This window comes from Streptomyces sp. WMMB 322 (assembly GCF_900090145.1).
GTDB lineage: Bacteria > Actinomycetota > Actinomycetes > Streptomycetales > Streptomycetaceae > Streptomyces.
Genome location: NZ_FMHI01000004.1, coordinates 236,801 through 253,154, shown reverse-complemented (window position 1 = coordinate 253,154; position 16,354 = coordinate 236,801). Strand labels below are relative to the sequence as shown.

20 protein-coding genes are annotated in these 16,354 nt (G+C 72.1%); 14 read left to right on the top strand and 6 right to left on the bottom strand.

Translation table 11 applies throughout. The annotated features are described in order from the left end of the window. The first annotated feature begins 268 nt into the window (after positions 1-268). From hisD to hisF, 8 genes are all read left to right on the top strand, one after another. On the top strand, positions 269-1,594 hold the full coding sequence (hisD, locus tag H180DRAFT_RS09140) for a histidinol dehydrogenase (RefSeq protein ID WP_055485481.1): 1,326 nt from the start codon (positions 269-271) through the stop codon (positions 1,592-1,594). Then, the gene (locus tag H180DRAFT_RS09135; RefSeq protein ID WP_055485480.1) at positions 1,591-2,697 is read left to right on the top strand and encodes a histidinol-phosphate transaminase; all 1,107 of its coding nucleotides are present in this window, start codon (positions 1,591-1,593) and stop codon (positions 2,695-2,697) included. The genes hisD and H180DRAFT_RS09135 overlap by 4 nt, the downstream gene beginning before the upstream one ends. Positions 2,698-2,699: 2 nt before the next feature. Then, complete coding sequence (hisB, locus tag H180DRAFT_RS09130; protein ID WP_055485632.1) at positions 2,700-3,290, top strand: imidazoleglycerol-phosphate dehydratase HisB; 591 nt, start codon at positions 2,700-2,702, stop codon at positions 3,288-3,290. Next, a complete protein-coding gene (locus H180DRAFT_RS29765; protein ID WP_055485479.1) occupies positions 3,287-3,451 on the top strand; it encodes a hypothetical protein in 165 nt (54 codons plus the stop codon). Before hisB ends, H180DRAFT_RS29765 begins: the two co-directional genes overlap by 4 nt. Beyond that, positions 3,448-4,146 (top strand): imidazole glycerol phosphate synthase subunit HisH, encoded by a 699-nt coding sequence (gene hisH, locus H180DRAFT_RS09125; protein WP_055485478.1) that lies wholly within the window; start codon positions 3,448-3,450, stop codon positions 4,144-4,146. The genes H180DRAFT_RS29765 and hisH overlap by 4 nt, the downstream gene beginning before the upstream one ends. A gap of 136 nt (positions 4,147-4,282) precedes the next feature. After that, positions 4,283-5,029, top strand: coding sequence for a bifunctional 1-(5-phosphoribosyl)-5-((5-phosphoribosylamino)methylideneamino)imidazole-4-carboxamide isomerase/phosphoribosylanthranilate isomerase PriA (gene priA / locus H180DRAFT_RS09120; RefSeq protein WP_254665938.1), 747 nt, complete (start codon positions 4,283-4,285; stop codon positions 5,027-5,029). Beyond that, entirely contained in the window at positions 5,029-5,445 is a 417-nt protein-coding gene (locus H180DRAFT_RS09115; RefSeq protein WP_055485476.1) for a Rid family hydrolase, read from the top strand. Before priA ends, H180DRAFT_RS09115 begins: the two co-directional genes overlap by 1 nt. A gap of 136 nt (positions 5,446-5,581) precedes the next feature. Then, on the top strand, positions 5,582-6,379 hold the full coding sequence (gene hisF / locus H180DRAFT_RS09110) for an imidazole glycerol phosphate synthase subunit HisF (protein ID WP_055485475.1): 798 nt from the start codon (positions 5,582-5,584) through the stop codon (positions 6,377-6,379). Between the two features lie 67 nt (positions 6,380-6,446). Here hisF and H180DRAFT_RS09105 read toward each other — a convergent pair whose 3' ends face one another. The 5 genes from H180DRAFT_RS09105 to H180DRAFT_RS09085 are packed head-to-tail and all read right to left on the bottom strand — an operon-like array spanning position 6,447 to position 10,620. Next, positions 6,447-7,916: a cytochrome P450 family protein gene (locus tag H180DRAFT_RS09105; protein ID WP_055485474.1), complete on the bottom strand. Its 1,470-nt coding sequence runs from the start codon at positions 7,914-7,916 to the stop codon at positions 6,447-6,449. Then, positions 7,913-8,506 (bottom strand): GTP-binding protein, encoded by a 594-nt coding sequence (locus H180DRAFT_RS09100; RefSeq protein ID WP_055485473.1) that lies wholly within the window; start codon positions 8,504-8,506, stop codon positions 7,913-7,915. Before H180DRAFT_RS09100 ends, H180DRAFT_RS09105 begins: the two co-directional genes overlap by 4 nt. Then, positions 8,487-8,873: a DUF742 domain-containing protein gene (locus H180DRAFT_RS09095; RefSeq protein ID WP_055485472.1), complete on the bottom strand. Its 387-nt coding sequence runs from the start codon at positions 8,871-8,873 to the stop codon at positions 8,487-8,489. Before H180DRAFT_RS09095 ends, H180DRAFT_RS09100 begins: the two co-directional genes overlap by 20 nt. Further along, positions 8,870-9,274: a roadblock/LC7 domain-containing protein gene (locus tag H180DRAFT_RS09090; protein ID WP_055485471.1), complete on the bottom strand. Its 405-nt coding sequence runs from the start codon at positions 9,272-9,274 to the stop codon at positions 8,870-8,872. The genes H180DRAFT_RS09095 and H180DRAFT_RS09090 overlap by 4 nt, the downstream gene beginning before the upstream one ends. Then, positions 9,271-10,620 (bottom strand): ATP-binding protein, encoded by a 1,350-nt coding sequence (locus H180DRAFT_RS09085; RefSeq protein WP_055485470.1) that lies wholly within the window; start codon positions 10,618-10,620, stop codon positions 9,271-9,273. Before H180DRAFT_RS09085 ends, H180DRAFT_RS09090 begins: the two co-directional genes overlap by 4 nt. A gap of 671 nt (positions 10,621-11,291) precedes the next feature. Between H180DRAFT_RS09085 and H180DRAFT_RS30935 the strand changes: the two genes are divergently transcribed. The 3 genes from H180DRAFT_RS30935 to H180DRAFT_RS09070 are packed head-to-tail and all read left to right on the top strand — an operon-like array spanning position 11,292 to position 12,434. Then, positions 11,292-11,555 (top strand): SH3-like domain-containing protein, encoded by a 264-nt coding sequence (locus H180DRAFT_RS30935; protein WP_055485469.1) that lies wholly within the window; start codon positions 11,292-11,294, stop codon positions 11,553-11,555. After that, positions 11,548-11,847 carry an SH3-like domain-containing protein gene (locus H180DRAFT_RS30930; RefSeq protein ID WP_055485468.1) on the top strand — a complete coding sequence of 100 codons (300 nt, stop codon included), beginning with the start codon at positions 11,548-11,550 and terminating at the stop codon, positions 11,845-11,847. Before H180DRAFT_RS30935 ends, H180DRAFT_RS30930 begins: the two co-directional genes overlap by 8 nt. Further along, complete coding sequence (locus H180DRAFT_RS09070; protein ID WP_055485467.1) at positions 11,844-12,434, top strand: nitrile hydratase subunit alpha; 591 nt, start codon at positions 11,844-11,846, stop codon at positions 12,432-12,434. Before H180DRAFT_RS30930 ends, H180DRAFT_RS09070 begins: the two co-directional genes overlap by 4 nt. A gap of 69 nt (positions 12,435-12,503) precedes the next feature. Here H180DRAFT_RS09070 and H180DRAFT_RS09065 read toward each other — a convergent pair whose 3' ends face one another. After that, positions 12,504-13,136, bottom strand: a complete 633-nt coding sequence (locus H180DRAFT_RS09065; protein WP_055485466.1) for a TIGR03085 family metal-binding protein — start codon at positions 13,134-13,136, stop codon at positions 12,504-12,506. Between the two features lie 315 nt (positions 13,137-13,451). Here H180DRAFT_RS09065 and hisI point away from each other — a divergent pair, with 315 nt between their 5' ends. From hisI to H180DRAFT_RS09050, 3 genes are read left to right on the top strand one after another with little or no spacing between them, the layout of a single operon-like run. Further along, positions 13,452-13,862, top strand: coding sequence for a phosphoribosyl-AMP cyclohydrolase (gene hisI / locus H180DRAFT_RS09060; protein WP_055485465.1), 411 nt, complete (start codon positions 13,452-13,454; stop codon positions 13,860-13,862). 11 nt (positions 13,863-13,873) lie between these two features. Continuing rightward, positions 13,874-15,415 carry an anthranilate synthase component I gene (locus tag H180DRAFT_RS09055; RefSeq protein ID WP_055485464.1) on the top strand — a complete coding sequence of 514 codons (1,542 nt, stop codon included), beginning with the start codon at positions 13,874-13,876 and terminating at the stop codon, positions 15,413-15,415. After that, on the top strand, positions 15,412-16,269 hold the full coding sequence (locus H180DRAFT_RS09050; protein WP_074466704.1) for a TIGR02234 family membrane protein: 858 nt from the start codon (positions 15,412-15,414) through the stop codon (positions 16,267-16,269). The genes H180DRAFT_RS09055 and H180DRAFT_RS09050 overlap by 4 nt, the downstream gene beginning before the upstream one ends. Positions 16,270-16,354 lie beyond the last annotated feature (85 nt).

Below are 16,354 nucleotides of genomic sequence, written 5' to 3'. Positions count from 1 at the left end.
GCTCACCGGTCGTCTTCCCCCTCTGCTCGGCTGTCCGGCGGCCCTCCGGGCTGCTGCGGCCCCGGGCTGTCCGGTACGTCGACTGCGGACCGGGCCGGTCGTGTCCGGTCCCTCGGCCGGGCGCCCGGGCGGCCGCGCCCGGTGCCCGTCCGCTTCTTTCCCCCTGCGTGACCGTATGAACGCCGGAGGCAGGGTTCGTCTCCAGGGGCGTGTATCACTCACTGATACGCGCGGCCGGTGGGCGGACGCCGTCTGAGAGACTGGACCCGTGATCTCCCGAATCGACCTGCGCGGTTCCGCCGTCTCCGCAGACGGCGGGTTCGACCGTGATCTGCTGCCCCGTGCCGAGCTGGACGTCGAGGCCGCCCTGGAGAAGGTGCGGCCGATCTGTGAGGACGTACGGCATCGCGGCACCGAGGCGCTCATCGAGTACGCGCAGCGGTTCGACGGGGTGACGCTGGAGCAGGTCCGCGTCCCGCGCGAGGCACTGGAGGAGGCGCTGGCCGGGCTGGACCCTCAGGTGCGGGCCGCTCTGGAGGAGTCCGTGCGCCGCGCCCGCATCGTCCACCGTGCGCAGCGGCGCAGCGATTCGGACGTCACGGTCGTGCCCGGCGGCACGGTCACCGAGCGGTGGGTGCCGGTCGAGCGGGTCGGCCTCTACGTGCCGGGCGGGCGGGCCGTGTATCCGTCGTCGGTCGTGATGAACGTCGTGCCCGCGCAGGAGGCCGGTGTGGACTCCCTCGCGGTCACCTCGCCGCCGCAGCCCGAGTTCGGGGGGCTGCCGCACCCGACGGTGCTCGCCGCGTGCGCGCTGCTCGGTGTGCACGAGGTGTACGCGGCGGGCGGTGCCCAGGCGGTCGCGATGTTCGCGCACGGCACCGACGAGTGCCCGCCCGCGCAGCTGGTCACCGGCCCGGGCAACATCTACGTCGCGGCCGCGAAGCGGCTGCTCAAGGGCCGCATCGGCATCGACTCCGAGGCCGGTCCCACCGAGATCGCGGTCCTCGCCGACGACACGGCCGACCCGGCGCACGTCGCCGCCGACCTCGTCAGCCAGGCCGAGCACGACACGGTCGCCGCGGCCGTCCTGGTCACCCCTTCCGAGGACCTGGCCGCGGCGGTCGAGGGCGAGCTGAAGGAGCAGGTCGCCGTCGCCCGGCACCGTGAGCGGATCAGCGAGGCGCTGGCCGGGCGGCAGTCCGGCATCGTGCTCGTCGACTCGCTGGAGGACGGCCTGGCGGTCGTCAACGCCTACGCGGCGGAGCACCTGGAGATCCAGACCGAGGACGCGGCGGGCTGGGCGGCACGGGTGCGCAACGCGGGCGCGGTCTTCGTCGGCCCCTATTCGCCCGTCTCGCTCGGCGACTACTGCGCGGGCTCCAACCACGTGCTGCCGACCGGCGGTTGTGCCTGCCACTCCTCCGGGCTGTCCGTGCAGTCGTTCCTGCGCGGCATCCACGTCGTGGACTACTCGCGGGACGCCCTCGCGGAGGTCACCCACCACGTCGTCACGCTCGCGGAGGCAGAGGACCTGCCGGCACACGGGACGGCCCTGAAGGCAAGGTTCGAGGGAAAGGTGCCGCAGAGCAAGTGACCGGCATCGAACAGCTTCCCGTCCGGGACGAGTTGCGCGGCAAGACCCCTTACGGCGCCCCGCAACTGGACGTGCCCGTACGGCTGAACACCAACGAGAACCCGTACCCGCTGCCCGAGGAACTGGTGCAGCGCATCGCGGAGCGCGTCTCCGAGGCCGCCCGCACGCTGAACCGCTACCCGGACCGGGACGCCGTGGAGTTGCGCTCCGCCCTGGCCTCCTACCTCACCAGGACCACCGGCTTCGAGGTCTCCCGGGACCAGGTGTGGGCCGCCAACGGCTCCAACGAGATCATCCAGCAGCTGCTGCAGACCTTCGGCGGGCCCGGCCGCACAGCCATCGGATTCGAGCCTTCGTACTCGATGCACGGGCTCATCGCCCGCGGCACGGGCACCGGCTGGCTGTCCGGGCCGCGCCGTGCGGACTTCACGATCGACACGGAGGCCGCTGTGCGCGCGATCGCTCAGCAGCGCCCCTCGGTCGTCTTCGTCTGCTCGCCCAACAATCCGACGGGCACGGCGGTCGAGCGGGAGACGGTCCTCGCGCTGTACGAGGCGGCGCAGGCGGCCGGGCCGTCGATGGTGATGGTGGACGAGGCCTACGGCGAGTTCTCGCACCGGCCGTCGCTGCTGCCGCTCATCGAGGGACGGCCGAACCTCGTGGTGACCCGTACGATGTCGAAGGCGTTCGGAGCCGCGGGGCTGCGGCTGGGCTACCTCGCCGCCGACCCCGCCGTCGTGGACGCGGTGCAGCTCGTGCGCCTGCCCTACCACCTGTCCGCGGTCACGCAGGCCACGGCGCTCGCCGCCCTCGAACACACGGACACGCTGCTCGGATACGTGGCGCGGCTGAAGGACGAGCGGGACCGGCTGGTGCGGGAGCTGCTGGCTCTCGGGCTCGAAGTGACCGAGTCCGACGCCAACTTCGTCCAGTTCGGCCGGTTCGACGACGCTCACGCCACGTGGCAGGCCCTGCTGGAGCACGGGGTGCTCGTGCGGGACAACGGAGTGCCGGGCCGGCTGCGGGTGACCGCGGGCACGCCCGAAGAGAACGACGCGTTCCTCGACGCGGTACGTGCAGTGACAAAGGAGACCACCCGATGACTCTGGCTCGCGTGGGCCGCGTGGAGCGCAGCACGAAGGAGACCTCGGTCCTCGTCGAGATCAACCTCGACGGGACCGGCAAGGCCGACATCTCCACGGGCGTCGGCTTCTACGACCACATGCTCGACCAGCTGGGCCGCCACGGCCTGTTCGACCTGTCGGTCAAGACCGAGGGCGATCTGCACATCGACAGCCACCACACGATCGAGGACACCTCTCTCGCGCTGGGCGCCGCCTTCAAGCAGGCCCTGGGCGACAAGAGCGGGATCGTGCGCTTCGCCAACGCCTCCGTGCCGCTGGACGAGTCGCTGGCCCAGGTGACGGTCGACCTGTCGGGCCGCCCGTACCTCGTGCACAGCGAACCCGAGGGCATGGCGCCGATGATCGGCGACTACGACACGACGATGACGCGGCACATCCTGGAGTCCTTCGTCGCGCAGGCACAGGTCGCGCTGCACGTGCACGTGCCGTACGGGCGCAACGCGCACCACATCGTCGAGTGCCAGTTCAAGGCCCTTGCCCGCGCGCTGCGTTACGCCAGTGAGATCGACCCGCGGCAGAGCGGCATCCCCTCCACGAAGGGCGCGCTGTGACGGGCCTGTCGGCTGTTCTCATCTTCGTCGGCCTGTTCCTGCTCGGCGGGGTGATTGCCTTCTGGAAGCAGAAGCAGCCCAAGGGAGTCATCGCCGTGCTCGGCGCGGGCGCCGCACTGGCGCTGCTCGCCGGGATCCTGCGGCTGGAGGTGTGGACATGAGCACGGGAGAGACGGCTGCGGAGACAGGGAACTCCGCGAGCGCGCACGACGGGCGCAAGAAGGTCGTCGTCTTCGACTACGGCTTCGGCAACGTGCGCTCGGCCGAGCGTGCGCTCGCGCGCGCCGGCGCCGATGTGGAGATCACCCGCGACTACGACGCCGCCATGGCGGCCGACGGGCTGCTGGTGCCCGGCGTGGGCGCCTTCGCCGCCTGCATGGACGGGCTGCGGGCGGCACGCGGCGACTGGATCATCGAGCGCCGTCTTGCCGGCGGCCGCCCCGTGCTGGGCATCTGCGTCGGCATGCAGATCCTCTTCTCCCGCGGGATCGAGCACGGCGTCGAGGCCGAGGGCATGGGCGAATGGCCGGGCACCGTGGGGCCGTTGAAGGCGGACGCCGATCACTCGGTGCCCCACATGGGCTGGAACACGGTCACTCCCGCCGAGGGGTCACGCCTCTTCGAAGGGCTGCCCAGGGGCGAGCGTTACTACTTCGTCCACTCCTACGCCGTCCACGACTGGGAACTGACGGTCACGAACCCGGCGATGAGCCCGCCCAAGGTCAGCTGGGCCGAGCACGGTGCGCCGTTCGTCGCCGCCGTCGAGAACGGCCCGCTGTGGGCGACCCAGTTCCACCCCGAGAAGTCGGGGGACACCGGCGCCCGGCTGCTGTCCAACTGGGTCGCGTCGCTCTGAGCCGCCGGGCACGTCCGGGGCTCCCGCGGCGTCCATCCTCCGACCGCTTCCGCTTCTCCGTCCGGCAACACCGTCCGGCAACACCGTCCGGCACACCGTCCGACCACACCGTTCCGCTCCAATACAGAAGCCGAGAGTGCCTGTGTCCACGCCTTCGTCAGAGCCCAAGCTGGAACTGCTGCCCGCCGTCGACGTCCGTGACGGACAGGCCGTGCGCCTCGTGCACGGCGAGTCCGGTTCGGAGACCGCCTACGGCGACCCGCTGCAGGCGGCCCTCAACTGGCAGCGCGCCGGCGCCCGGTGGCTGCACCTGGTCGACCTCGACGCCGCGTTCGGCACGGGCGACAACCGGGCCCGCATCGCCGAGGTGACCCGCGCCATGGACATCGACGTCGAGCTGTCCGGCGGCATCCGCGACGACCAGAGCCTCGCCGCGGCCCTCGCCACGGGCTGCCGCCGCGTGAACCTGGGCACGGCGGCGCTCGAGACGCCGGAGTGGGTCGCCAAGGTCATCGCCGAGCACGGCGACAGGATCGCGGTGGGTCTCGACGTACGGGGCACGACGCTGCGCGGCCGCGGCTGGACCCGCGACGGCGGCGACCTCTACGAGACCCTCGCCCGGCTCGACTCCGAGGGCTGCGCCCGCTACGTCGTCACCGACATCAACAAGGACGGCACCCTCAAGGGCCCCAACCTCGAACTGCTGCGCAACGTCTGCGCCGTGACGGACCGGCCCGTCGTCGCGTCCGGCGGTGTCTCGTCCCTTGACGATCTGCGGGCGATCGCCACGCTTGTACCCGAGGGCGTCGAGGGCGCCATTGTGGGGAAGGCCCTCTACGCCGAGGCGTTCACACTTGAAGAGGCTTTGGAGGCCGTCTCCTGATGACCCCGTCCGAACGGCGTGACCCCGACGTGGAACGTGACCGCTCCGGAAGCACCTGGGAGGAGACGATCGGCTTTGCGCGCGCCGTCGCGGCGGGCGACCGGGTGCTGGTGGCGGGGACGATGCCCCTCGCCGACGGCAAGCTCCTCGGGGAGGGCTCGCCGTACAAGCAGACCAGGGCGGCCTTCGGGAAGGCGCTGGAGGCACTCGAACCGTTCGGTCTCGACGCGTCGTCCGTGATCCGGACCCGGATGTATCTCACGCACGCGCGGGACGTGGAGGACGTGGCGCGTGCCCACAAGGAGGTCTTCGGCGAGGTCGCTCCCGCCGCCACCGTCGTGGTCGTCTCCGGCTTCGTGGACTCCCGGGTCCTGGTGGAGGTGGAGATGGAGGCCTTCCGCGGCGGCGGCAGGTAACGCCGCCGGCGCGCCCCGCGGACCGTGCCCGCCGGGCACGTACCCCTGCCCGTACCCGTAGCCCGTCGAACCCGTACCTCACCGGGGCGGTGACCCACCGCCCCGCAGCACCACCCCGCAAGGAGTCAGTACAGCAATGGCCGTGGCCGTACGAGTCATCCCCTGCCTGGACGTCGACGCCGGACGGGTCGTCAAGGGCGTGAACTTCAAGAACCTGCGGGACGCCGGCGACCCCGTCGAGATGGCGAAGATCTACGACGAGGAAGGCGCGGACGAGCTGACGTTCCTCGACATCACCGCCTCCTCCTCCGACCGGGAGACGACGTACGACGTGGTACGGCGCACCGCCGAGCAGGTCTTCATCCCGCTGACGGTCGGCGGGGGCGTCCGCAGCGGGGACGACGTGGACAGGCTGCTGCGCGCCGGCGCGGACAAGGTCGGGGTGAACACGGCGGCGATCGCCCGTCCCGAGCTGATCCGGGAGATCGCGGAACGCTTCGGCAGCCAGGTGCTGGTGCTCTCGGTGGACGCGCGGCGCTGCGTGCCGTCGGCCTCCGGGGACGCGGACAGCGGCGGGGTCTCCACCCCGTCCGGGTTCGAGGTCACCACGCACGGCGGCCGCCGCGGCACCGGCATCGACGCGGTCGAATGGGCGCGGCGGGCCGCGGAGCTGGGCGCCGGGGAGATCCTGCTGAACTCGATGGACGCGGACGGCACGAAGGACGGCTACGACTCGGAGATGATCCGGGCGGTGGGTGCGCACGTCTCGGTGCCCGTCGTCGCCTCCGGCGGCGCGGGCCGGCTGGAGCACTTCCCGGCTGCGGTCGCCGCCGGCGCGGACGCGGTGCTGGCCGCCTCCGTCTTCCACTTCGGCGACCTGCGGATCGGCCAGGTCAAGGACGCGCTCCGCGAGGCGGGCACGCCCGTACGGTGAGCCGGGCGCCCCTTCAGTGAGCCGCGTGCGACCCCGGTGACCGCGCCGGTGACCCTGCCGTCCCGGGTCACCTGCCGCGGCGTCCCGCCAGGCTCCAGCGGCGCCCCCGGGAGCGGGGGGACGCCTCAGGGCCGGGCCGGCCCTCAAAGGAGGCGTCGGAAGCGCCGGAGGGCGTACCGGATGTGGCGAGCGGTACGGACGGCGCCTGCGGCATGTCCGGTGCCTGTGCTGCGTCCGCCGCGTGTGTCGCCGGGGTGGCGGTGAACCGGACGGGCAGCGCAGTCAGTGCGCGGATGAACGGTCCGGGACGCCAGGAGAGTTCGCTTGCGGGGACGGCGAGTTCCATCTCCGGCAGCAGGTCGAGAAGCGTGTCGATGGCGACCTCGGCGATGACGCCGGCGGTGTCCTGCGCGGGGCAGGCGTGCGGGCCGGCGCTGAAGGCGAGATGAGCGGTGTTCGTGGCCCGCTGCGACTGGGTCGTGGGGAGCGTCGGGTCCAGGTTCGCGGCGGCGTGGCTGATGGTGACGGGCACGCCGGCCGGAATGTGCGTCTCTTCGCCGGTCTCCTGGTCGCGCAGGTCGTAGTCCTCGATGGCGTACACGAACGAGTAGTTCGAGTGCGGCGCGTGCAGCCACAGCACCTCGTTCAGCGCGTCGGTGACGGTGAGGCTCCCTCCGGTCAGGTCGCCCGCGAAGCGGTCGTCGGAGAGCAGCATCATCGTGGCCGTGGAGATCCACGCGGTGCCGGGCACCTGGCCGGCGCCGGTGATGACCACGAGCTGGTCGATCAGCTCCTCACGCGTCACGTTGGCCGAGTGCCGCAGCAGCCGCGTGGTCACGTCGTCGCCGGGAGTCCGGTACTTGGTCTCGATCAGTTCGTTCAGGCAGGCCACCAGGTCCTGGAGGCCCTCCGTGGCGGCACCGGGTTCGACGGCGTTGACCATCTGGAGAAAGGCGCTCGAGATCCGGCCGTTGAGATGGTCGGGGCAGCCGAAGAGCTGGGTGAGGACCTTGACCGGGATGCGCGCCGCGTACTGCGAGACCAGGTCCGCCCTGCCGTCCTCGGCGAACTCGTCGATCAGCTGCCTGGCGCTGTGCTGCACCACGTCCCGCAGCTGACGGGGGTCGATGCCGGCCAGGGCGCGGTCGACCGGCGTCCGCAGGCGCAGATGCTCCTGGCCGTCGGCGAACCACAGGCTCTTGCGCGGCCCCATGATCGGCAGGATCGGGCTGTCGTGGGGGACGTGGCCCTCGGCCAGCGCCTTCCAGCGGTGGGCGTCCTTGCTGAAGTAGGGGCTGCGAAGGACCTCCAGGGCCGCCTGGTAGCCGGTCACGAGGATCGACTCGACACCGGGCGCGAGCTCCACCCACTGGGCGGGCCCGCCCTGCGAACGCAGCCGGTCGTACAGGGCGTTGGGGTCCGCCGCGAAGTCGTCGTCGTACAGCTTCGGCAGCTCGCCGCCGCTCCCCGCGGAGGGACGGTGTGCGGGGCAGCCCGGCGGCGCCGGGTGTGGTCCGGGGTGGGACGAGGAGGTCACGACGACTCCTGGTGGCCGGCGTACAGGTGCTTGACGAGCGTGACGAGTGCGGTCTTGGCGGACTGGCGGTCCCGTGCGTCGCAGGTGACCAGCGGCGTGCCGGGGTCGAGGTCGAGCGCTTCGCGCAGCTCCGCCTCGGGGTAGTCCGGGGTGTCGGGGAAGGCGTTGAGCGCGACGATGTACGGCAGCGCGCTCTTCTCGACGAGGCTCAGAGCCTCGAACGACTGGTCCAGATAACGGGAGTCGGCGAGCACGAGCGCCCCGTAGGCGCCGCGGGAGAGGTCCTCCCAGATGTGGGTGAAGCGCTGCTGGCCCGGCGTCCCGAACAGGTACAGCACGAGGTCGTCGGCGAGCGTGAGCCGCCCGAAGTCGAGGGCGACCGTGGTGGATCGCTTGTCCGGCACCCCGCTCAGGTCGTCGGTGGCGGCGCCGTTCTGCGTCATGAGTTCCTCGGTGCGCAGCGGTTCGATCTCGCTCACGGCTCCGATGAGGGTCGTCTTGCCGACCCCGAAGGGGCCCACCACCATCAGTTTCGGTGTGATCTGCACGGTGTCGCGGACGTAGACACCGTCAGAGAGCCTGGAGGCCATGCAGCATCCTCTCCAGGGTCCGGAGGCGGTCGGGGTCGGTGGCGGCGCCGGAGGCGTCGTGGCTTCCGGAGTCCTTGCGGCCGGCCTTGACTTCGAGGTGCCCGGCGTCGATCAGGTCCCCGAGCAGGATCCGCGTGATGGTGAGGGGCTGTCCGAGGTGCCCGGCGACCTCGATGACGGACAGGTAGCCGCCGCGGCACAGGTCGATCACCCGCACGTCCTCGGGCTGGAGTCCGGTCCTCGGTCTGCCGGGGACGGCGGTCACCATCGTGAGCACGTCGAGTCCGTCGGCGGTCCCGGTGGGCTGGGCGCGCCCGCCGGTCAGCACGAACGTTCTCACCAGGTCGTGCCTGTGCCGGTGCGTCATGTGCCGCTGCCCACGTCCTCGCGGAGTTCGGCGCCCATCTCCCGTCCGAGCTGCGCGACGACCTCGTGCATCCGGTAGGCGACCTGTCCGACGTCGGCGGCGCCGGAGGTGGCGACGGACAGGAACGTCGAGTCGTGCGCCCGGATGGTGACGACGAATCCGCCGTCGAACTCGACCATGCTCTGCCTCCACGAGTCGGCCGGGGCGCGGCAGAACATCGCGGTGGCGCTGCTGGTGGACTGCACACCCGCGAGGGCCGCCGCGATGCTGTCCGCCTGGTCCTGGTCGAGGCCGGGGGAGAAGGCCTTCACCAGACCGTCCGCGGTGATGAGGATGGCGTCGTGCACCTCGGGCTGGTCCAGCACCTGGTTCAGCATCCAGGCGTCCGGGTTCTCGGTCATGACTCGGTAGTCCCTTCGGTGGACGGACGGAGGCGGTCGGCAGCCGCCTTGCCTGCGCGCTGGAACGCACCGATCGATGCCGCCGCCTCGCCGGGAGTGCGGGACGCGCCAGACCTGGAGGCAGGTGGTGGCTGCTGGGCCTCACCGGCGCTCGGGGCAGGCTGATTCCGGGTCCGTTTCGGCAGCCCGTTCGCGGTGGTCGGGCGGGCGGGTGCCGGTGTCGTCGCCGCGCTCTCCCCGGCCCCGGCTGCGGAGCGGGCCGGGCTGGGCGCGGCGGGCTCCGTGGGCTCCGCGCGGGGTGCCGGCACGGTGGCGGCGGGCGCGGTGGCGGTTGCGGCGGGCGCGGCCGCGGGCTTCACCGGTTCGGTGAGGAGGGTGCGGGGGACGTTCACCACGGCGCGGACGCCGCCGAAGGCGGAGGCGGTGTCGACCGAGACCGTGAAGCCGTAACGCCGGGCGAGCGCACCGCACGCGGCGAGCCCGAAACGGGGCGGGTCTCCCAGTTTCGTGAGCCCGAGGGACTCGTCCTTGAGCAGGCGCACGGCCTTCTCCTGCTCCGCCGCGTTCAGTCCGACACCGGCGTCCTCGATCACGAACGCCAGTCCGGTGTGGGTGAGTTGGACGTGCACCTGGACCGGGGTCTGCGGGTGCGAGGAGCGGGTGGCGTTCTCCAGCAGTTCGGCGATGGTCATGACGAGGGGTTCGACGACGCGGCCCGTGACGGCACGGGTGTCCTCGATCCGCACGATCTGGACGCGCTTGTAGTCCAGGATGCGTCCGATGGCGCCGCGGACGATGTCGTGGAGCGACGTCGCGTTGTGCTGGCGGCCGGGCCATGCGCGGCAGACCACGGCCATGCCGACGGCCCGGCGGAGGATCTGGGCGTTGGTGTGGTCGAGCTGCATGAGGTCTTCGAGGAAGGCCGAGTCGTCGTGGCGCTCGGTCATCTCGTTGATCTTCAACTGCTGGCCGTTCGCGAGTCCCTGGAGCTTGCGCGCCACGGCCAGCAGCAGACCTTCGGCGGTCTGCTCGGCGGTCTCGCTCGCGAAGCTGAACATCTCGAGGACGGTGTCGTGCGCGTCCGCGAAGTCCGTTCCGGCGAGGCCCTGGTGGCGCACGTCCGGTATCTGCCGGCGGCGGCCCTGCCACTGGGCGTCCGCGAGTGCCTGGAGGCGCTGCTCGACGAGGTGCTGCGTCTCCTCGTCACGCATGCGGACCTGCCGTTCGAGGATGTCGCTGCGCTCGGCGTTCCGGACAGCGATCTTCCGGTAGCGCGCCGCCGTGAATCCGGCCGCGACCGCGACGAGAGCCAGGAGCGGCACGAGCCAGAACGCCACGTCCGTCATACGCATCATCGAAACCTCAGGCAGGAGCGAGTTCGCCGGTCGGGAGAGAGTGAGCGAGCGGTGCACGGGGCGGCCCGGCACGCGGAACCCCGCGGCCCGCGGAAGGCCACCGGGGCGCGGCGGAGAGCGCGTACGGACGGTTCGGGACGGATGAACCGTCCGGCACGGCCAGGCGGGAACCGCGCGACGGACCCGCGACCACGTCACGAATGGTCAGAATCATCAGGGCTCCGTTCGAGACGGACAGGTCGAACCTGTGCCCATCGGTCAGTGCCCTGGTGCAGTCGGGCAGAGCGTCTCCGGGTGATACGTCAAGATACGTCAGCCCTCTTTGAATTCAAGACAGTTGACAGGAGAACTTGAACGGAGCCGCGCACAGCCCCGCTGACCTCGTCACAGGCCCTGAGAAGGACAAAGCGACTGCCAGGCGCACATCGGTGTCATCCCGTGCGGCAATCCCGTGCGGCAATAGGTTTGCGGCCGCGCCGGCAATAGCGATTTCGTCCCTTTCGGATAAGTCCGGTCTGCCGTCCCGGAACGCGTCCGCGGCCGATTCCGGGCAGCCGCTCTTTCCTCGGCCCTGCCGCCGAGTCCGGAGCGACGCGCAGCAGGCCGCGCCCGGAGATCCGGGACGGTTCACGCGGGCGGCGGGGGAGCATAGGCTGCGGCGCATGAGCAGGGTCAACGACGTCGGCGGGCAGACGGGATTCGGGCCCGTCGTGCCCGAGGACGACGAGCCGCCCTTCCACGCCGACTGGGAGGCGCGGGTCTACGCGCTGAACGTCGCGCTCGTGCGGCGCGGCGCCTACACCCTCGACGAGTTCCGCGACGCCATCGAACGCATGCCTCCGCAGGAGTACTTGGCCGCCTCGTACTACGAGCGCTGGCTGCACGCAATCGATGTGCTCACCGCCCCGGGCGGCGGCGATGAGTGAACCTGCGGCCGCGCGGTTCGCCGCCGGTGAGCGGGTGCGCACCCGCGCCTTCGACCCCGACTGGCACACGCGGCTTCCCGCCTACGCCCGCGGGCGCACGGGCCGGATCGTCGAGGTGACCGGAAGCTGGCCGCTCGCGGACGATGTGGCCCGGCGCCGCGAACGGCCACGCGTGGAGCCCGTCTACACCGTTGCCTTCGCCGCCCGCGACCTGTGGGGCGGGGGAGACCACGAGGTGACGCTGGACCTGTGGCAGTCGTATCTGGAACCGGCGGAGGAGCACCGTCCATGAGCGGAACGCACACCGGTAACCCCGTCGCCGCGCGGGTGCGGCGCCTGGAGGAACGTCTGGTCGCGGAAGGCCGGGTGACCGACGACGAACTGGACGCCGTCCTCACCGCGGTACTGGACGGCGCGTCCCCGCTGAACGGCGCCCGTGTCACCGCCCGTGCATGGAGCGACGCCGGCTTCCGCGAGCGGCTGCTCGCCGACGCCGGCGCCGCCCTGCCCGAGGTGGGCCTGTCGATGGCGGGCGGACTGCAGGAGCAGCGTCTGAAGGTCGTCGCCAACACTCCGGAGCGTCACAACGTGCTGGTGTGCACGCTGTGTTCCTGCTACCCGGTGGCGCTGCTCGGCCCCTCGCCGTCCTGGTACAAGAGCGAGGCGTACCGCTCGCGCGTCGTACGCGAACCGCGTGCCGTACTCGCGGAGTTCGGGCTCGACCTCCCGGACGAATGCGAGATCACCGTCTGGGACTCCAGCGCGGAGAGCCGGTACATGGTCCTGCCCCAACGACCGCCGGGCACCGAGGAGTTGACGGAGGACCAGCTCGCGGAGCTGGTGACCCGCGAAGGGCTCATCGGCACCGCGGCCGTCTGACGGAGACGGCCGCCTGCCAGTCGGCGCCTGGCCGGCCGGCGCGGGCGGGCCGGGCTCCGGGACGTGTCTTCAGAGACCCAGATCCGCGTCGTGAGCCCGCGCCACTGCTTCCTTCTGGCCCTCTTCCTCCACGCGTGCGACGCGCTGCCGCCCGGCGACGTACAGCACCAGTTCGCCCGGCTCGCCGGTCACGGTCACCACAGGGGTGCCCTTGCGGGCGACGGCGGTCTGGCCGTCGGGACGGCGCAGGACCAGTCCGACCGGCGACTTCCGGCCGAAGACCCGCGCCATCTTCTCCAGCCGCTTCCACAGCGCGTCCTGGAAGACCGCGTCGAGTTCTCGCGGCGTCCAGTCCGGGACGGCACGGCGCAGGTCCTCGGAGTGGATGTAGAACTCCACGGTGTTCGCGGCCTCGTCGACCTGCTTGAGCGCGTACGGGGACATCCGTGGCGGCCCCGTGCGGATGAGCTGGATGAGCTCCTCGTACGGCTTGGAGGTGAACTCGCCCTGCACACGCTCCAGTCGGGGTGCGAGCGACTTGAGCAGTATCCCGCCTGCGGCGTCCGCGCGGCGTTCGCGCACCACCACGTGAGCGGCGAGGTCGCGGGCCTTCCAACCGTCGCACAGGGTCGGGGCCTCCGGCCCGCTGCTCTCCAACAGGTCCGCCAGGATGAGACGTTCACGCTTCGCATGGGTCGACATGCCGCCAAGGGTACGGCGGGCTTCCGGAAGGAGCGCTGATTTCGGGCCGCTCCCGGCGGGGCGCTCCCGGCGGGGCGGCCACTCGCGGTCGCGGCCGGGAAGTCCCCGTGCCGTGGCCATGAATCCACGGGCAACCGGGACGGCGCGGCGCTCGTCGCCGGCCGGCGGCCGTGCGCCGGAGTTCCGCGGGGCCGGAATGCCAAGGTTCCTTCCGTGCGCACGCGGCGAGGCATGCACACCCGCGGCGAGCCCCGGCGCATGCCGGGTCCGCACACGCGTGCACGGCGGGGCCCGGCATGCGGGAGAATGGGCCCCATGCCCGCACGATCCTCCGCCACGTCGCTCGACCCCGAGATCGCCGCACGTCTCAAGCGCAACGCGGACGGCCTCTTCCCCGCTGTCGCCCAGCAGCACGACACGGGTGAGGTGCTGATGCTGGGGTGGATGGACGACGAGGCCCTGCACCGCACCCTGACCACCGGCCGCGCCACCTACTTCAGCCGCAGCCGCCAGGAGTACTGGGTCAAGGGCGACACCTCCGGCCACGTCCAGCACGTACGGTCCGTTGCGCTGGACTGCGACGGCGACACGGTGCTGGTCAAAGTCGACCAGGTCGGCGGCGCCTGCCACACGGGGGACCGGACGTGCTTCGACGCGGGTCTCCTCCCCGGGCCGGGGGAGCACCCATGGACGGGCCGCACACCGAGCAGGGGTGACGGCCAGTAAGGTCAGCGACCATGACGACTCCGGACCTCGAGACATTCCGCACGCTTGCGAAGGACCGCCGTGTCATCCCGGTGACGCGTCGCCTGCTCGTCGACGGCGACACCCCCATCGGGCTCTACCGCAAGCTCGCCGGCGAGCGGCCCGGCACGTTCCTGCTGGAGTCGGCCCCTGGGGGAGGACGCACGTGGTCGCGCTACTCCTTCATCGGCGTGCGCAGCGCCGCGACCCTCACCGTGCGTGACGGATCGGCCCACTGGCTGGGCGCCCCGCCCGTGGGGCTGCCGCGCGGCGGCGACCCGCTGCGGGCGCTGCGGGAGACGGTCGAGGCCCTGCACACCCCCCGCGACCTCCACGAGGACTCGGACCTGCCGCCCTTCACCGGCGGCATGGTCGGCTACCTCGGATACGACATCGTGCGGCGGCTGGAGAAGGTCGGCGACAGCGACAGCACCACCGACGATCTCGCCCTGCCCGAACTGACCATGCTGCTCGCCTCCGACCTGGCAGTCCTCGACCACCGCGACGGCACCGTGCTGCTGATCGCCAACGCCATCAACCACAACGACCTGGACACCGGCGTCGACGAGGCGTACAAGGACGCGGTCTCCCGGCTGGAGACGATGACCGCGGACCTGGCACGCCCTGTTCCGGCGACCCCCGCGGCGCTGCCGCCCTCCCGGCTGCCGGAGTTCACGGCGCGGTCGGGCGGCGAGACGTACCGGGCGTGGGTGGAGGACATCAAGGAGCGCATCCGCGCGGGCGAGGCGTTCCAGGTCGTACCCTCCCAGCGGTTCGAGACCGGCTGCACCGCGAGCGCCCTCGACGTCTACCGGACGCTGCGCGCGACCAACCCCAGCCCGTACATGTACCTGTTCCGCTTCGCGGGTTCCGCCGACGGCAGCGACGGCTTCGACGTGGTGGGGTCCAGCCCCGAAGCGCTGGTGAAGGTCGAGGACGGCCGGGCGATGATGCACCCCATCGCCGGCACCCGACCCCGCGGCCACACCCCGCAGGAGGACACGGCGCTCGCCGAGGAGTTGCTGGAGGACCCGAAGGAGCGCGCCGAGCACCTGATGCTGGTCGACCTCGGCCGCAACGACCTGGGGAAGGTCTGCGAGCCGGGCAGCGTCGAGGTCGTCGACTTCATGTCCATCGAGCGCTACAGCCACGTCATGCACATCGTCTCCACCGTGACCGGCCGGCTCGCCCAGGACCGCGCCGCCTTCGACGCGCTCACCGCCTGCTTCCCCGCCGGGACGCTCTCCGGGGCGCCCAAGCCCCGTGCCCTGCAGATCATCGAGGAGCTGGAGCCGACCCGCCGCGGCGTCTACGGCGGCTGCGTCGGGTACCTCGACTTCGCCGGCGACGCGGACATGGCCATCGCGATCCGCACCGCGCTGCTGCGCGACGGCACCGCCTACGTGCAGGCCGGCGCGGGCGTCGTCGCCGACTCCGACCCCGTCGCTGAGGACACGGAGTGCCGGAACAAGGCGGCGGCGGTCCTCAGGGCGGTCGCCTCGGCCGAAAGGCTCGGCGGTAGCGTGGACGGGTGACTCCCGTACCGCACCCACGTTCCTCGGACGGCGCACCGGGCCACGAAAGCCGCGCGGAGACGGCTGAAGCAGCAGCGTCCGGCAGCGCCGTCCCGGCCGCCGGCCCCTCTTCCGCACCGGCCTCCGCCACCCCCTCTTCCGCACCGGCTTCCGCCGGCGCCCGCGCGGGCTCCGCACGCCGCGCCCTCGCGCTGGCGCTGCTGTGCGGGGCGGCGGGCGCCGCCCTCGCGCTCCTCGCCGGCGGACAGGTGTGGAGTCACGCGACGGCGTCCTTCGCGCAGGGCGACCTGCCGGTGAAGGCCGAGGGCGGCGACGTCACCGGTCTGCCCAGCGCCCTCACGCTCGTCGGACTCGCCGCGCTCGTCGCGGTGTTCGCGGTCAGGGGGGCCGCCCGCGTCCTCGTCGCCGCCCTGCTGACGCTCTGCGGCGCCGGCACGGCCGCCGCGGCGCTCCTCGGTGCCGCGGACAGCGGTGCGCTGGAGGAGAAGGCGGCCAGGGCGAGTGGGCTCGCGCGTGCGGGAATCGAGACGGTGCACGTCAGCGCCTGGCCGTACGTGTCCGCGGCGGGCGGCGCGCTGCTGGTGGTGGCGGGCGTGGTCGCACTGCGGTACGGGCCGGTGTGGCCGTCGATGTCGGGCAGCGCCCGCTACGAGCGGAACGGACGTACGGCGCGCCGCACCCGTGGTGCCGCTCCCGCGCCGGTGGACCCGGACCGTCCCGAAGACCTGTGGAAGGCCCTCGACCGGGGCGAGGACCCCACCGGCCACAGCGCGTCCCAGGCGCAGCAACGGGACGCGGCTCCGGAGGGGAGGGCGCCCACCCGCGCCGACGGTGCGGAGGGCGCCGGCGCCTGAGCCCGGCTCCGTACCGGCACCAGCCGTGTTCCGGACGTGCGCCGGACCAGCCGGGAACCGCCCCGGCCCGGCAACGGGACCGTTC

Bases quoted from the DNA above. Each gene is read 5' to 3' on its own strand.
- H180DRAFT_RS09090 (WP_055485471.1), bottom strand. From the start codon at position 9,274: ATGACCGAGAACCCGGACGCCTGGATGCTGAACCAGGTGCTGGACCAG.
- H180DRAFT_RS09095 (WP_055485472.1), bottom strand. From the start codon at position 8,873: ATGACGCACCGGCACAGGCACGACCTGGTGAGAACGTTCGTGCTGACC.
- H180DRAFT_RS09085 (WP_055485470.1), bottom strand. From the start codon at position 10,620: ATGACGGACGTGGCGTTCTGGCTCGTGCCGCTCCTGGCTCTCGTCGCG.
- H180DRAFT_RS30935 (WP_055485469.1), top strand. From the start codon at position 11,292: ATGAGCAGGGTCAACGACGTCGGCGGGCAGACGGGATTCGGGCCCGTC.
- hisI (WP_055485465.1), top strand. From the start codon at position 13,452: ATGCCCGCACGATCCTCCGCCACGTCGCTCGACCCCGAGATCGCCGCA.
- hisF (WP_055485475.1), top strand. From the start codon at position 5,582: ATGGCCGTGGCCGTACGAGTCATCCCCTGCCTGGACGTCGACGCCGGA.
- H180DRAFT_RS09055 (WP_055485464.1), top strand. From the start codon at position 13,874: ATGACGACTCCGGACCTCGAGACATTCCGCACGCTTGCGAAGGACCGC.
- H180DRAFT_RS09065 (WP_055485466.1), bottom strand. From the start codon at position 13,136: ATGTCGACCCATGCGAAGCGTGAACGTCTCATCCTGGCGGACCTGTTG.
- H180DRAFT_RS09100 (WP_055485473.1), bottom strand. From the start codon at position 8,506: ATGGCCTCCAGGCTCTCTGACGGTGTCTACGTCCGCGACACCGTGCAG.
- H180DRAFT_RS09070 (WP_055485467.1), top strand. From the start codon at position 11,844: ATGAGCGGAACGCACACCGGTAACCCCGTCGCCGCGCGGGTGCGGCGC.
- H180DRAFT_RS09115 (WP_055485476.1), top strand. From the start codon at position 5,029: ATGACCCCGTCCGAACGGCGTGACCCCGACGTGGAACGTGACCGCTCC.
- H180DRAFT_RS30930 (WP_055485468.1), top strand. From the start codon at position 11,548: ATGAGTGAACCTGCGGCCGCGCGGTTCGCCGCCGGTGAGCGGGTGCGC.
- hisH (WP_055485478.1), top strand. From the start codon at position 3,448: ATGAGCACGGGAGAGACGGCTGCGGAGACAGGGAACTCCGCGAGCGCG.